At 46.3% G+C, this 15,608-nt stretch carries 10 protein-coding genes; 7 read left to right on the top strand and 3 right to left on the bottom strand.

Going from position 1 to position 15,608, the window contains the following annotated elements:
- The first annotated feature begins 51 nt into the window (after positions 1–51).
- From ppdK to T456_RS0114615, 4 genes are all read left to right on the top strand, one after another.
- A complete protein-coding gene (ppdK, locus tag T456_RS0114630; RefSeq protein WP_024866762.1) occupies positions 52–2,898 on the top strand; it encodes a pyruvate, phosphate dikinase in 2,847 nt (948 codons plus the stop codon).
- Between the two features lie 190 nt (positions 2,899–3,088).
- Complete coding sequence (locus tag T456_RS0114625; RefSeq protein WP_024866761.1) at positions 3,089–4,744, top strand: bifunctional metallophosphatase/5'-nucleotidase; 1,656 nt, start codon at positions 3,089–3,091, stop codon at positions 4,742–4,744.
- A gap of 144 nt (positions 4,745–4,888) precedes the next feature.
- Positions 4,889–5,914 (top strand): hypothetical protein, encoded by a 1,026-nt coding sequence (locus T456_RS0114620; protein ID WP_024866760.1) that lies wholly within the window; start codon positions 4,889–4,891, stop codon positions 5,912–5,914.
- Between the two features lie 111 nt (positions 5,915–6,025).
- Positions 6,026–7,015 (top strand): tRNA dihydrouridine synthase, encoded by a 990-nt coding sequence (locus T456_RS0114615; protein WP_024866759.1) that lies wholly within the window; start codon positions 6,026–6,028, stop codon positions 7,013–7,015.
- A gap of 62 nt (positions 7,016–7,077) precedes the next feature.
- Here T456_RS0114615 and T456_RS22590 read toward each other — a convergent pair whose 3' ends face one another.
- The 3 genes from T456_RS22590 to T456_RS0114600 form a co-directional block, all read right to left on the bottom strand.
- The gene (locus T456_RS22590) at positions 7,078–7,245 is read right to left on the bottom strand and encodes a hypothetical protein (protein ID WP_155838114.1); all 168 of its coding nucleotides are present in this window, start codon (positions 7,243–7,245) and stop codon (positions 7,078–7,080) included.
- Positions 7,246–7,384: 139 nt separating this feature from the next.
- Complete coding sequence (locus T456_RS0114605; protein WP_024866758.1) at positions 7,385–8,950, bottom strand: 2-hydroxyacyl-CoA dehydratase family protein; 1,566 nt, start codon at positions 8,948–8,950, stop codon at positions 7,385–7,387.
- The gene (locus T456_RS0114600; RefSeq protein ID WP_024866757.1) at positions 8,943–10,145 is read right to left on the bottom strand and encodes a 2-hydroxyacyl-CoA dehydratase family protein; all 1,203 of its coding nucleotides are present in this window, start codon (positions 10,143–10,145) and stop codon (positions 8,943–8,945) included. Before T456_RS0114600 ends, T456_RS0114605 begins: the two co-directional genes overlap by 8 nt.
- A gap of 246 nt (positions 10,146–10,391) precedes the next feature.
- On the opposite strand from T456_RS0114600, the gene T456_RS0114595 reads away from it, so the two are divergent.
- From T456_RS0114595 to asd, 3 genes are all read left to right on the top strand, one after another.
- Complete coding sequence (locus T456_RS0114595; protein ID WP_024866756.1) at positions 10,392–12,908, top strand: DUF342 domain-containing protein; 2,517 nt, start codon at positions 10,392–10,394, stop codon at positions 12,906–12,908.
- 143 nt (positions 12,909–13,051) lie between these two features.
- Positions 13,052–14,446, top strand: a complete 1,395-nt coding sequence (argH, locus tag T456_RS0114590) for an argininosuccinate lyase (protein ID WP_024866755.1) — start codon at positions 13,052–13,054, stop codon at positions 14,444–14,446.
- A gap of 66 nt (positions 14,447–14,512) precedes the next feature.
- On the top strand, positions 14,513–15,598 hold the full coding sequence (gene asd, locus T456_RS0114585) for an aspartate-semialdehyde dehydrogenase (protein ID WP_024866754.1): 1,086 nt from the start codon (positions 14,513–14,515) through the stop codon (positions 15,596–15,598).
- Positions 15,599–15,608 lie beyond the last annotated feature (10 nt).

The following is a 15,608-nucleotide window of genomic DNA, read 5'->3' as shown; positions in this document are numbered from 1 at the left end:
ATGTTTATATGAAAGGTTACCGGAACAGAATCCGGTAAGAAAGGTAAAAACATGGCAAACAAATGGGTTTATATGTTTAGCGAAGGCGACATGACAATGCGTAACCTTCTCGGTGGTAAAGGTGCTAACCTTGCTGAGATGACAAGCATCGGCCTTCCCGTACCGCAGGGCTTCACAATCACAACAGAGGCTTGCACACAGTACTATGAGGATGGTCGTAAGATTAACGACGAGATCATGGCTCAGGCTATGGAAGGCGTTAAGAAGATGGAAGAGATCAACGGCAAGAAGTTTGGTGATCTTCAGAATCCCCTCCTTGTTTCCGTTCGTTCAGGTGCTCGTGCTTCCATGCCCGGTATGATGGACACAATCCTTAACCTTGGTCTTAATGACGAAGTAGTAGCAGCTATGATCAAGGGCAATCCTGATCCTGCTTTCGAGCGTTTCGTATATGATTCATATCGTCGTTTCATCCAGATGTTCTCTGATGTAGTTATGGAGGTTGGTAAGAAGTACTTTGAGCAGCTTATCGACCAGATGAAAGAGAAGAAGGGTGTTAAGTTTGACGTAGATCTTACAGCAGCTGACCTTAAGGAACTTGCTGAGCAGTTCAAGGCTGAGTACAAGAACCAGCTTGGTAAAGACTTCCCTTCAGATCCCGTAGAGCAGCTTAAGCTTGCTATCGAGGCTGTATTCCGTTCATGGGATAACCCTCGTGCCAACGTATATCGTCGTGACAACGACATCCCTTATTCATGGGGAACAGCGGTTAACGTAATGCCCATGGTATTCGGTAACCTTAACAACGAGTCCGGTACAGGTGTTGCATTCACACGTGACCCTGCTACAGGTGAGAACAAGCTTATGGGTGAGTTCCTTATCAACGCACAGGGCGAGGACGTAGTTGCAGGTGTTCGTACACCTATGCCTATCGCTCAGATGGAAGAGGAGTTCCCTGAGGCTTATGCTGAGTTCATTAAGGTTTGTGAGACTCTTGAGAATCACTACCATGACATGCAGGATATGGAGTTCACTGTAGAGAACAAGAAGCTCTACATGCTTCAGTGCCGTAACGGTAAGAGAACAGCTCCCGCTGCTCTTAAGATTGCCTGCGACCTGGTTGACGAGGGACACAAGACACCTGAAGAGGCTGTTGCTATGATCGATCCTCGTAACCTTGATACACTTCTTCACCCTCAGTTCGATGCTGCTGCACTTAAGGCTGCTACTCCTCTTGGAAAGGGTCTTGGCGCATCACCCGGAGCTGCTTGCGGTAAGGTTGTATTCACAGCTGATGACGCTGTAGCTTGGGCTGAGAGAGGCGAGAAGGTTGTTCTTGTTCGTCTTGAGACATCACCTGAGGATATCACAGGTATGAAGGCTGCTCAGGGTATCCTGACAGTTCGTGGTGGTATGACATCACACGCTGCCGTTGTTGCTCGTGGTATGGGTGAGTGCTGCGTATCAGGTTGCGGCGACATCAACATGGACGAGGAGAACAAGAAGTTCACTCTTGCAGGCAAAGAGTTCCACGAGGGAGACTTCATCTCAATCGACGGTACAACAGGTAACATCTATGATGGACAGATCGCTACAGTTGATGCTAAGATCGCCGGCGAGTTCGGACGTATCATGGCTTGGGCTGATCAGTTCAGAAGACTTAAGGTTCGTACAAACGCTGATACACCTGCTGATGCTAAGAAGGCTAGAGAGCTTGGTGCAGAGGGTATTGGTCTTTGCCGTACAGAGCACATGTTCTTCGAGGAAGACAGAATCGCTGCTTTCCGTGAGATGATCTGCTCTGATACAGTAGAAGAGAGAGAAGCTGCTCTTGAGAAGATCCTTCCTTATCAGCAGAATGACTTCAAGCAGCTCTATGAGGCTCTTGAGGGATGCCCTGTTACAATCAGATTCCTTGATCCCCCTCTTCACGAGTTCGTTCCTACAACTGAGGACGAGATCAAGAAGCTTGCTGATGCTAAGAACAAGAGCGTAGACGAGATCAAGGCTATCATCAACTCACTTCATGAGTTCAACCCTATGATGGGTCACAGAGGATGCCGTCTTGCTGTTACATATCCTGAGATCGCAAAGATGCAGACAAAGGCTGTTATCAGAGCTGCTCTTGAAGTTCAGAAGGCTCACGCTGACTGGAATGTTAAGCCTGAGATCATGATCCCTCTTGTATGCGAAGTTAAGGAGCTTAAGTACGTTAAGCAGGTAGTTGTTGAGACAGCTGATGCTGAGATCGCAGCTGCAGGCGCTAAGCTTGATTACGAAGTTGGTACAATGATCGAGATCCCCAGAGCTGCTCTTACAGCTGATGAGATTGCAAAAGAGGCTGATTTCTTCTGCTTCGGTACTAACGACCTTACACAGATGACATTTGGATTCTCTCGTGATGATGCAGGTAAGTTCCTCAATGCTTACTATGACACCAAGATCTTCGAGAACGATCCTTTCGCTAAGCTTGACCAGACAGGTGTTGGTAAGCTTATGGAGATGTCACTTAAGCTTGGCAAGCCCGTTAATCCTAAGCTTCACGTAGGTATCTGTGGTGAGCACGGTGGAGATCCTTCATCCGTTGAGTTCTGCCACAAGATCGGTCTTGACTATGTATCATGCTCACCTTTCCGTGTACCTGTAGCTCGTCTTGCAGCAGCTCAGGCAGCTATCGCAGAGAAGGCAGCTCAGAAATGCAACTGCGGCGGTGAGGAGAAGAAGTCATTCGTAGATGACGAGACCAAGGAGAAGCTTGAAGAGGCAGCAAAGAAGGCTCAGGAGATTGCAAAAGAGCTCGCTGAGCAGAGCGCAGACGTTGCTAAGGCAGGTCTTGAGGGACTTAAGGCCGGCGTTGAAGCTGCAGTTAAGGCTTACAAGGATACAAGAAACAAATAATTCCACTGACTAGTGGTGACGAGGGGCTGCCTTTTAGGCAGCCTCTTATTTTATGGTTGAAAAAATACATAAAAAAATCCTAAAAAATTAGGGACTAATTTCTTAAGAAATCTGTTTAAATCCATCCCCGTTGATAATATAATATAATCCTGAGGTCCAATTTAATATTTTCTAGGAGGAAAGTGGTTTTATGAGAAAACAAAGAGTTTTACAAAGAGCACTATCATTTCTTCTTGCATTGGCACTGGTTCTTACAACCGGAGCAACAGCTGTGACATCCTATGCTTACAGCCCTGTTGCTGAAGTTAAGACAATTGCCGATGTTCCTGCCGATCTTTCAGGCAAGACAATCATTCTTCATTCCAATGACGTTCATGGGGCAATCGGACGTTATGCCTACATCGCTTCTGTAAAGCAGAACTTCCAGAGAAGGGGAGCTGAGGTTATTCTTGTGGATTCAGGTGACTTTGCTCAGGGAACTTCTTATGTCAGCCTGACAAAGGGAGCAGATGCTGTTACCTCTATGAATGCTGCAGGTTATGACATTGTTACTATCGGTAACCATGAATTTGATTATGGACAGACACAGCTTAAGGCTAATCTTGCAATCGCCAAGTTTAAGGTTGTAAATGCAAACATTCTTGATTCAAACGGAAATAATGTATTCAATCCCAACACCATGTATACAACCAAGTCAGGGCTTAAGCTTGGATTCTTTGGAGTTGATACACCCGAGACACTGACCAAGTCCAATCCTATATATGTTCAGGGGCTTAATTTCCTTTCAAAGGGCGACCTTTACAACTGTGGCCAGAAGCAGGTAGATGAGCTTAAGGCTCAGGGTGCAGATCTTGTTATTTGCCTTGCGCATCTTGGTGTGGATAAGGAAGCATCAAGAGAAGGCAACAGCAGTGATATTTTCTATAATCATGTAAAGGGTATAGACTTCCTGTTTGATGGCCACTCACACACGGTTATGAGTGCTGAAAGCAAAGAGCAGATGGAGTCTACCGGAACAAAGCTTCAGACCATCGGCGTTCTTGTTATCGATGATGCTTCAAAGAAGATTGAGGACAGCTATGTTCTTAGTCTTGACGGACTTCAGAAGGAAGTAATAACAGATGCCATTACAACAAATATCATCAAGAGAGTAGATGCAGAATACAATGTAGCTATCGGAAAGAGTGAAGTAGAACTCAACGGTAATAAGGCTCCCGGAAACAGAACTGAGGAGACCAACATGGGTGACCTTGTATCTGAGGCTATGCTTTGGAGCATCACAAAGGATCCCGGCTCTGTAACTGTTGATCCTTCTCATGTTATTGCACTTACAAACGGTGGCGGACTCAGAGCACCCATCGGTGTTGGCGACATCACAAAGAAAGATGTCAACACAGTTCTTCCTTTCGGCAACACATTGACTGTTGTTTATGTAACAGGTGAGCAGCTTCTTGAGGCTCTGGAGGCTTCGACCTTCTGCACACCCGATCCTGTTGGTGGATATCCTCAGACAACCGGAATAAAGTTCACAATCAACACCGGTAAGTCATTTGCAGCAGGCCCTGTATATCCCGCTTCAACTTATCATAAGCCTGCATCCATCAACAGAGTTACTATCGAAAGTATTAATGGTCAGCCTTTCTCAAAGACAGACAAATATGCAGTGGTAACCAACAACTTCATTTCCGATGGTGGTGACACATATTACTGCTTCACACAGTCCACAGAGAAGTATGACACAGGTATTCCTCTGGATGAGGCCGTTATGGAATATATTCAGACACAGCTTCACGGTGTTGTTGGCACTCAGTACGCTCAGTCTCGCGGAGATCAGACAATTAACTGATCAAACACGTTGTCAACTTAATATTTTTGAATTTTTCCCGGGCAGAGAAATCTGTCCGGGATTTTTTATTTTTTTTGCCATTTTATAAAGTTGTTCGTATAAAGAATATGGTGATTAAAAAAGTGTCAGAGGAGAGGAATGGAAATGAAAAAGATTGTATTGTTGCTTGTGACAGTAATGGTAATGGCGGCCGCCCTTACTGCGTGCTCAGTGCCGGGAAAACCGAAGGCACAAACAGTGACCACGGATCTTTTTGAGATCACGATGCCGGAGGAACTAAGCGGTATCTATGAGGCTGAAACGGAAGAGGGAATGATAAGCATCTACCATAAGGCATCGAGGGAAGCGGGATTTCCCGGACTTGCTTTTATTATATGGGCCAGAGAAATACCTTCAGAGTATGCCGGAGGCCCCTACAGAAAGGTTGGAGAGCTGGTTTCGGATGGAAGGTACTATGACGTTGTTAAGGGAGAGGCTACGGAAGTCCAGTGGGACTATAATGAGGAGGAGCCTGAGGACTTTAAGAAGCTCTATGATGCCGCAGACAGCATCATAGAGAATATGATCGCGACAAACGACGGAACATTCATGTACGGCGCAGGGACAAAGGGAGAGGAGCTTTACGGATACACTCTTTCCCAGTTTAAGGATGCTCTTAAGAGCGGAGCAGATGCTGTTGCTCTTGAAAAGAGCGGATATTCGGGAGAGTTCTACGCAATGCTTGAGAGCGGAGCCACCCTTGAAGATATAGGCTACGCTTTCCATGATGTGAACGTTGACGGTATAGATGAGCTCTTTATCGGAAGAAGATCAGATGGGGCCGTATTTGACATCTTCACCATGATAGACCGTCATCCTACACAGGTTGTGGGCGGATCTGCAAGAAACAGATATTATGTTTACAATGACAGCTTTATCGCTAACGAGTATTCCGGCGGAGCAGATGAAAATGGATGGAACGTGTATAACCTTGAGTGCAATTCCACAGAGATGGTCCTTCAGTGGGCTTATAAATATGACGGCTATGAGAATGCCGAGAATCCCTGGTTTAAATCCTGGGGAGACGAGGTGTGGGAGCCGGTAACCGAGGATGAATTCAATGAAGCCCGTGAAAAAGACAGCGTATACACAGATCTTGGATTGCTTCCGCTTTCGGAATTTGAATTCTGATTTTGTAACTAATTGTGGAATAACAGGCGCAGGGCGCCTGTTATCACTTACGGTCGCCGAATGAATGCAAGCATTCGCTCGGCTCGTCGTCTTATGGTATAATCCATGATTATGAGATACTACTACGCACCAATGGAGGGCATCACCCTCTATCCACTTAGAAATACACATAAGAAGATATTCGGCGAGGGCGTGGACAAATACTTCACGCCTTTTGTTACGACTCCCAAGAACCTTCATTTCAAGAAGAGGGAAAAGAAAGATATCCTGCCGGAACACATTGAAGGCTTTAAGGACTATTCCAAAGAGATCTCGGTCCAGATAATGTCCGGCAATGTCGAGACCTTTGTATGGGGAGCAAGACAGATAAGACAGCTGGGCTACAGGGATCTTAACCTTAACCTTGGCTGCCCTGCACCTACAGTCATCAACAGACATAAGGGAGCGGGACTTCTGACGGACGGTTATTACCTTGAGGAAATGCTGAAGGGTATTTTTAACGAGCTTAAAGATGACGACATGGACATTTCCCTTAAGACAAGGCTGGGGTTCTATGATCCTGATGAAGCGAAAGACCTTATGGAAAGCTACGCCCGTTTTCCCGTAAAAGAGCTGATAATCCACGCCAGGGTACGTGAGGACTATTATTCCGGAAAAGCCCGGATAGAGGCCTTTAAAGACGCTGTGAGGGCATACAGGGACTTTGGAGGTAAGGCTGATATCTGTTACAACGGCGATGTTAATTCTCCCGAGGATCTTGAGAGGATAATGGAAAGCCTTGGAGATGTGAGAGATGAAGTCTCTGCAGTGATGATGGGAAGAGGGCTCTTATATGACCCCGCTCTTGTAAGAAGGCTGTGTGGTGGAGATGGTCTGCATCCTGAGGAGCTTCGTACATATCTTTCAGAGCTTTACCGTGGCTACTCCGAGTACATCCCGGAGGATCGCAACGTCATCTGTAAGATGCTGGAGCACTGGGCATTTCTCCATGTTCACTTCAAGGACTGTGAGAAACACCTTAAAGCTATCAGGAAGGCCAAAACCAAAGGTGAATATACCGCCGCGGTAAATGCAATATTTGCAGAATGTCAATTTGTTTAATAAAAAGTGTTAAATAAAAAAGGGGACGTCCGGCTTGGACGTCCCCTTGACTGATTGATCAATCAAAGATGCTGATCTCTGTCGATCTTGTCGTAGTGCTTAAGAAGCCAGGGCTCGATGGCCGCTGTGAGCTTCATGTCAAGATTGAAGATATATACCGTGAAGGTGAGAGCGAAGAGCGCTGCGATCACGATGGCTATGACTTTGAGAATATGTAAAAATGTCATCATAGAAGAATACTCCTTATAATATAATTTATAACCCGGCAAGTGCTCTGCTCAAGGGATTCATACTAAGCTCGAAAATACCTCGCTAAGTATTCACCCATGGCTCGCACTAGCCTCGAAAATACCTCGGCAAGTGCTCTGCTCACCATGACTTATCATCGGGAAGTACTTCAAGTGAAGGATCAATGGGCTCCTCGTTAAATACTGTCCTCATGTAGGAATTGATCTGATCACGAACTCCCTGACGTGAGATGATACGGGGATCAAACAGGTCGTGGGTTACCCACACAAGATTGATACCCTTTTCCCGGGCTTTCTCCTCGAAGAGACCGTGCATTCCGTCAAGAGCCTTGCAGCTCATGTGCTCCCAAAGAATAACCATATCAGCGTTGAACATCTCAACAAACTCCCAAAGCTCATCAAGAAGTACCTTATATCCGCCGTGAGTACGGTTTCTCATGATCATGTTCTCGGTAAGCCAGGCCATATCGTAGATAGCCTGTTCTCTGTTTTCGGGAGTATCCTCAGTTACCAGCTTCTTGGTGGATACCATTGAAAGCATATCTGTAAGAGGAACAATACCCCAGCAGTTAAGGAGCCATACAAGGAAGTCCATGTAGTAGTGAGACTGAACGCCCCATACGATGGCTCTGTGTCTGTATTCTTTGGCAGCCATTTTCTTTTTGGCGTAAGCCTGGCGGGCAAGCTTTGTGATCTTGCGGTCTGCCTTCTCAAAGGCGGCAACTCTTCCGCAGATAGCCATGTAGTTGGTCTCGGTATAAAGAGCCAGATTTGATCCGAATACCTGAGGATAAGGTGTGCGGTTCATCTCAAGCCATTCCTGACGGCATTCGGTAGCGTAGTTAACACGCTTTGCACATTCAAAGTATGCATCCCAGTCCCACTTAACGCCTGTGTGTTTCTCAATGAAGGCGATGGCATTTCGAATCTCCTGAGCGGCATATTCCTGAACATCGTCCTCTCTGTGACGAAGAGGAGCAGCCAGCTGGAATACGGGGATTCCGTCCTCGTGCTCAAGACGCTGGGAGATTACGCCGTTTCCAAGAAGTGAGCCGTCGCAGGTGGTGTTGCACTGGATAGCGCAGGCACCAAGAACGGGAGCATCATCGTCGATGGAAACGCCGGCCTCGGCCTCAGGCATGGGACAAACATCTCCTGCAAGACCGAATTCCTGAGCCACGTCAATGTAGTGGCAGGCTGCGTACTGGTTAAGAAGAACGGATACATAGGTAGAAGGTGTTTCTCTGGAGAGACACTTAAGAGTGGGGAAGCCCATCATTACAGCTGTCATCTCGTTTTCATCCACAAGAACAACCTTGTCGGAGAATTTCTTGTCGTTACCGATTCTGCGGTCACCTCTGAAGAGTGAATCAAGGAGCTTTGCAACGTCATCGATTACAAGATCCTGCTCCTCGTGGCAGATTCGAAGGTATTCACCTCTAAGTCCCTGAGTATGTCTGTCTACCATCATGGGAACGGCAAGGTAGTTGGCCATCCATCTGTAGCGGAACATGGCCTTTACATTTCTTGGCTTCATGACGAACTTGCCGAGAGTCATCATGATCTTAAGCCATCTTGAATAGTCATACATTGTGTCTGCAAGGCCACGCCATTCACGGCGTTTACGAACCTTGGAGCCCTCTTTATAAAAATCGCCAAGTCTATCGGCGCCAACCTGTTTAGCCATTCGCGTTACCTCTCTGAATATTCTTAATCTCGATGCTCTCTACAAAAGCCTGTACTCTGGTCTGCATCTGACCTGAATTACCGATGGAGTAAGGACGGTCAACGGCAAGAACAGGATAGCCGTATTTCTCATTGAGAATGTGAGAGCCCATCATCTTCTCGTAAGCCCAGGGATCACAGAACTTCATCTGTTCGTAGATGATACCGTCAGCCTTATACTCTTTTGCCAGCTCATCCACATAGATCCTGCGGTGATCCATCTTGTCGGTATTCATGAATCTGGGGCACTCACCCTTGTTCATGTAGGCTCTGCAGATCTGTGTAAGGGCGTCCTCATCGTCGTTAAGAACAATGGGATTTCTTCCGGGAAGAGAGCCGTAGCAGAATCTGTCTGCACAAACATAGGCTCCTGATTCCTCGATCAGTTTAATAAAATCAGTATCATCAACCTCGGAACCAACAACCATGACTCTTGCTCTGAATTTGCTGTTCTCATCAGGCTCACGGGTCTTGAGCTCCTCTAAGGTCTCCTTGAGCTTATCCTTAATGAGGTACTTGGGAGCAACGTAGGTTGCCAGGGTGATAACGTTGAATTCATATCCGGTTATTCTGGGATTGACTTCTTTTCTGTAGTCGCCGATGGCACGGATCAGCTCGCAGATCTCGTTGTGCTCGGCAACTGCCTTTCTGATGGCAGCATCTGAAATATCAATGCCGTATTTCTCATGAAGAGGAGTAAGGATATGATTTTTGCACTGAAGGACATAGAGGTTAAGACCGTTGTCGTCGGCCTTCATGGGAATCTCCATGTACTCAAAGAAGAACTTATCCTTGCCCTGTCCCATGGTCTTTAAAAGCTCCATGTTTTCGATACAGCGGTTCATCATGGAACAGCCGTCGGGAGTGATGATACAGTCGGCAAAGTTATAGCCGCCCTCAATGGCACGCTCTAAGAGAGCACGGCTGTATTCGCATAAGAAGCTGGTCATGTAATAAGTTGAAATGTCCAAAGAACCTGTTCTGGGAGCACGAAGTCTCGCAGAAAAAGCACCCTCAAGGTTAAGTAATGGCTCGGGGGTGTTCTCACAGGTATAAGCCACGCAGATCCTGCCATCTGCCTGGGCTTTCTGAACCAGCTCATTGTTTGCTTCGAGAAGCAGATTCTCGAAGTAGATCAGATGTTTTAAGTCTTTCACTAGTTGATTCTCCTACCTATTAAAATATTAAATCTTTATAAATCAAGTCTAATGGAATGCGGGCTGTGTGTCAATTTTTTAGTGCATTTTTGAGGGAAAAATGTAATGTTAAAAATACGATTTTGTACAATTTATACAAAGGGATGAAATATTAAAACTTACGAAAACATGTTAGCGTATTAACAAAAATGCGTGATTATGCTTTATAATAATATTAACTGTACAATTTTGAAAACAGGGGTAATTATGGCGATTATTGACGATGATAAGCTTGCACGAAATAGTTATTCCGGGTTGAAGTCCTTTAATGAGAACTCTGTTGAAAAAGAACTTGAACTTTTAAAACAATTGGGCGCTGATGTGGAGAAGCTTAGGGCTTTGAAATTCAACGCTCTTCAGCTTGCGGAGATAAGAAAAGGAATCAACGACAAGGTAGACGTCAAAAGATACATGGATCCCTCCATGCCCTGGACCGCCATGGAAGAAATGCGCCTTGAGATGTATCAGGGAATAGATATGTCAGAGTACAGAAAAAAAGGCTTTGACGTCCTTCAGCTGTCGCAGATAAGACAGGGCATTGCTGCCGGTGTCGATGTATCACAGTACGCTAGAAAGGATTTCTTTGCCGATCAGATGCGAGAGGTCAGACTGGGCCTTAATATAGATAATCCTGTTCCCGTTATCTTTTATCTTGATCCGGCTTTTGACAGCCTTCAGATGCGTGAGATCAGGAAGGGCCTTCAGGCGGGTATTGATATTTCGTCTTATGCATCTGTGTCTACTCCCTTTCTTAAGATGAGGGCCATCAGAGAAAGCGCCGAGGATGGACTTGTCTTTACACCTGCCCAGATAGAAAGATACAACGCAGCAATCCTGAATCAGCTTCACAAGGCGTTCCTGGATGGCGTTGATATTTCCAAATACATAGCGGAACGCTTTGATGAGGGGCAGCTTGAAGAGGTAAGGATAGCCATAAAGAAAGGGCTTCCCATAGATAATTACATCTCCGGTGATATGAAAGGTGATGCCATCAGAGAGATCAGGCTGGGCCTTGAATCCGGTGTAGACGTTCACCAGTATGCAGACGCGGCTTACAACTGGCAGCAGATGTTTGAGATGCGCACCGGCTTAGAGCACCAGATAGATATAACCCCTTATCGAAAGCCCCTTTACCAGGCAGACCAGATGCGTGAGATCCGCCTGGGCATAGAAGACGGACTGGATATATCCAAATATTCATCCCTCATGTACACCGCCAGGGACATGCGCCGGATAAGGCTAAAACTCATCAATGGCGATTACGACAAGGATAAGGCTGTTCAGATCGAGAACATTACCGCGGCAACAGCGGCAGGAGCCAAGCTTACCGGGGATGATTATATAGCCCAGGAGCTGTATGAGCGCAAAGATGATTATCTGACCATATCCGATAACAGGATGATGGCGCAGCTGAAACTCCCCTTAAGGGGTGACGGAAAGAAATACACGAAGACAATACTCGAGAAGTTCCTGAAAAAATGCGGCATCGTTTACGGAGTGAGCAAAGATACCCTGGAAAACATCGAAAAAGACTTTGACCCGAACGAGAAGTATATCGTGGCCACGGGAAAAGAGGTCATTAACGGCACCAACGGATTCTACGATTACTTTTTTGACACCGCGGGAAGGAATGAACCCAAGATCCTTAAGGACGGAACCGCGGACCTTACAGATGTGGGAAACCTTCAGCAGGTCAAGGTGGGGGATAAGATTGCCTTTTATCATAAGGCCACAAGAGGCCTGGACGGCTATGATGTTTTCGGCAATTTTGTAAAGGCAGTTCCGGGAAAAGAGACACCGATCCTTAAGGGAAACGGCTTCATGATAATGAACGACAGAGTTACTTATGTCGCCACTATAACCGGTGCCATCAGCATGGTGGACGGAAAGGTGGACATCAGGAAACTGATGGTTGTTCAGGATGTTAAGATAACCGATAAGAGGATCAAATACGACGGATCCATATACGTTGTGGGAGATGTCCATTCCGGCAGCGTTGTGGAAGCAACCGGCGACATTGTTATCGGTGGCCACATGGAGAGTTCCGATATTACCGCCGGCGGAAGAATACTGATCAAGGGCGGCGTTACAGCGCCAATAAGAGGAAGCGTCACTGCCGGAGGCGATATCACCGCCAAGTATTTTGAGGGCTCCACTATTTCGGGAGAGAATATTTCCGCCAATTATTTCTTTAACTGCAAGATAGATTCCAGAGGAAGCATAAAGACTCTTGGACGTTCGGGAACTATCTACGGCGGAACCATCAACGCTCTGTACGGTGTTGAAGCAGCTCAGCTTGGCAACAAGACAGGAGCCAAGACCATAGTGAACATAGGCGTCAACTCCGGCATCCTGAATCAGTACAACAACACCCAGAAGGCTATAAACCGCGAGAGCGAGCAGCTTGAAGTACTCAATAAGGAAAAAGAAAGACTCAAGGAGGTAGGAGCCGGAAATCGCGAGCTAATGCAGTGGAAGGTTAAGATCAATGCCGCTGTTACCAGTAAGGAGATCAGGATAAAAGAGCTTCTTGCGGAGCAGACAGCCCTTCAGGCCGAGATAGACAAGGGAAACGGAGCATGTGTTGTGGTCACCGAGTATATTTTTGCCAATACGATACTTATAATATCCGGGGTCATCTACAAGGCCATAGAGGACAGAAAAACCTACGACAAGCTTACCTTCAGGACGGATGCTAAGAAGGAGAAAATCGTAGTTATCTGAATATTAGTGCAAAAGTACTGCCGAGAATCAAATCGGCAGTATTTTTTTGTGAAAAAACTATGTTGTTTTTAAATTTGTATTATGTTAAGTTGTGATTATAATTTTTTTGACTTTACCACATTGCAGTGAAGGAGAATTGCTTAATGGCACAGTTATGGGGCGGTAGATTCACAGGAAGTATCAACGAGCTTGCCTGGGATTTTAATGCATCAATCTCTTTTGACCAAAGGTTTCTTGAACAGGATGTGACAGGAAGTAAGGCCCATGCAAGGATGCTGGCGAAGCAGGGCATCATATCGGAAGAGGAGAGGGACAGCATAGTTAAGGGACTGGATTCGATTCTTGAAGATGTGAAGGCCGGAAAGCTTGAGATCACTTCCAAATATGAAGATATCCACAGTTTTCTTGAGGCCAATCTTATCGACAGGATCGGTGACGCCGGCAAAAAGGTGCATACCGGCCGCAGCAGGAACGATCAGGTGGCTCTGGACATGAGGCTCTATGCAAGGGAGCAGGTTCTTGCTTTTTCTGAGCTTCTTATCAATATGCTCAAGGTTCTTAACGACACCATGAGAGACAATGTCGAGACATATATGCCGGGCTTTACCCACCTTCAGAAGGCTCAGCCCGTGACTCTTGCCCATCATCTCGGGGCTTATTTTGAGATGTTCAAAAGAGATGCTCTGAGAATGCAGGACATCTATCACAGAATGAACTATTGTCCTTTGGGAGCCGGGGCCCTTGCGGGAACCACCTATCCCCTTGACAGGGAATATACGGCTTCTCTTCTTGATTTTTTCGGACCTACCTTAAACAGTATGGATTCCGTATCCGACAGGGATTATCTGATCGAATACCTGTCAGCACTTTCCACAGTAATGATGCATCTTTCAAGATTCAGTGAGGAGATCATCATCTGGAATTCCAACGAGTACAGATTCATAGAAATAGATGATGCCTATTCAACCGGCAGCAGCATCATGCCACAGAAGAAGAACCCCGACATCGCGGAACTTGTAAGAGGTAAGACCGGCAGAGTATACGGCGACCTGATGGCTCTTTTGACCACAATGAAAGGAATCCCCCTGGCCTACAACAAAGATATGCAGGAGGACAAAGAGGCGGCATTTGATGCCATGGATACGGTAAACCATTGCCTCACCCTTTTCACTGACATGCTTCGCACCATCAGATTCAATAAGGCAAACATGGAAAAGAGTGCCATGATGGGATTTACCAATGCCACCGACGCGGCAGATTATCTTGTTAACAAGGGAATGCCCTTCAGGGATGCCCATTCAGTCATCGGAAGACTGGTGCTTGCCTGCATCGACAGAGGATGTGCAATTGACGATCTTAAGATTGCAGAGCTCAAGGAATTCTCAGAACTTTTCGATGAGGACATCTATGATGCCATAAGCCTTAAGACCTGCGTGGAAAAGAGACTTACCATCGGTGCTCCAAGCCCTGTGAGAATGAAAGAAGTAATAGCACTTAATGATAAGTTTATCGCAGATTATTCTATGGAAAAACGATGATTTCCAAAGTATATTAGTGGATAATAACCTATCCATTTGCAAATTATATTAAAGAGGAGAAAAATTATGAGCGAGAAGTTGAAAGTAGCAGTACTTGGCGGAACCGGAATGGTAGGTCAGAGATTTATCTCAATTCTCAATGATCACCCCTGGTTTGAGGTTAAGACCATTGCAGCCAGCCCCAGGAGCGCAGGACAGACCTATGAGGAGGCAGTAGGCAAGAGATGGAAGATGGATGGAGATATCCCTGCTTCCGTTAAGGATATCGTTGTAAAGGACGTTACAGATGTTAAGGCTGTTTCAGAGGACGTTGATTTTGTTCTTTCAGCCGTAAACATGTCCAAGGACGAGATCAAGGCTATCGAAGAGGAGTACGCAAAGACAGAGACTCCTGTTGTTTCCAACAACAGTGCCCACAGATGGACTCCCGATGTTCCCATGATCATTCCCGAGATCAACCCCGGACACATGGATGTTATCGAGTTCCAGAAAAAGAGACTTGGCACAACAAACGGCTTCATCGCAGTTAAACCCAACTGCTCGATCCAGAGCTATACTCCCGCTCTTACAGCATGGAAGGAGTTCGAGCCCTACGAGGTAGTGGCTACAACTTACCAGGCAATCTCCGGCGCAGGTAAGAACTTCGAGGAGTGGCCCGAGATGGTAGGAAACGTTATCCCCTTCATCTCCGGAGAGGAAGAGAAGTCAGAGAAGGAGCCCTTAAGGATCTGGGGTAAGATCGAGAACGGCATTATCGTTCCCGCTGACGATGTGAAGATTACCTGCCAGTGTATCAGGATCCCTGTTCTTTACGGTCATACCGCAGCTGCTTTCGTTAAGTTCAGAAAGAAAGCTACCAAGGAGCAGCTTATCGAAAAGCTTGAGAGCTTCTCAGGTGTACCTCAGGAGCTTAAGCTTCCCAGCGCTCCCAAGCAGTTCATCCAGTACATGCAGGAGGACAACAGACCTCAGGTTGCTCTTGATGTCAACTATGAGGGCGGCATGGGCGTAAGCATCGGAAGACTCAGAGAGGATACCATCTACGACTGGAAGTTCGTAGGTCTTTCCCACAACACCTTAAGAGGTGCCGCAGGCGGAGCCGTTGAGTGCGCAGAGCTTCTTAAGGCCAGCGGATATATCAACAAAAAATAATTGCAGGAAA

It is taken from the genome of Butyrivibrio sp. FCS014 (genome assembly GCF_000526935.1).
Lineage (GTDB): Bacteria > Bacillota > Clostridia > Lachnospirales > Lachnospiraceae > Butyrivibrio.
This window is presented reverse-complemented; position numbering and strand designations above follow the sequence as displayed.

Excerpts from the sequence above, each read along its gene's own strand:
- ppdK (WP_024866762.1), top strand. The coding sequence starts at position 52 with ATGGCAAACAAATGGGTTTATATGTTTAGCGAAGGCGACATGACAATG.
- T456_RS0114625 (WP_024866761.1), top strand. The coding sequence starts at position 3,089 with ATGAGAAAACAAAGAGTTTTACAAAGAGCACTATCATTTCTTCTTGCA.
- T456_RS0114620 (WP_024866760.1), top strand. The coding sequence starts at position 4,889 with ATGAAAAAGATTGTATTGTTGCTTGTGACAGTAATGGTAATGGCGGCC.
- T456_RS0114615 (WP_024866759.1), top strand. The coding sequence starts at position 6,026 with ATGAGATACTACTACGCACCAATGGAGGGCATCACCCTCTATCCACTT.
- T456_RS22590 (WP_155838114.1), bottom strand. The coding sequence starts at position 7,245 with ATGATGACATTTTTACATATTCTCAAAGTCATAGCCATCGTGATCGCA.
- T456_RS0114605 (WP_024866758.1), bottom strand. The coding sequence starts at position 8,950 with ATGGCTAAACAGGTTGGCGCCGATAGACTTGGCGATTTTTATAAAGAG.
- T456_RS0114595 (WP_024866756.1), top strand. The coding sequence starts at position 10,392 with ATGGCGATTATTGACGATGATAAGCTTGCACGAAATAGTTATTCCGGG.
- argH (WP_024866755.1), top strand. The coding sequence starts at position 13,052 with ATGGCACAGTTATGGGGCGGTAGATTCACAGGAAGTATCAACGAGCTT.
- asd (WP_024866754.1), top strand. The coding sequence starts at position 14,513 with ATGAGCGAGAAGTTGAAAGTAGCAGTACTTGGCGGAACCGGAATGGTA.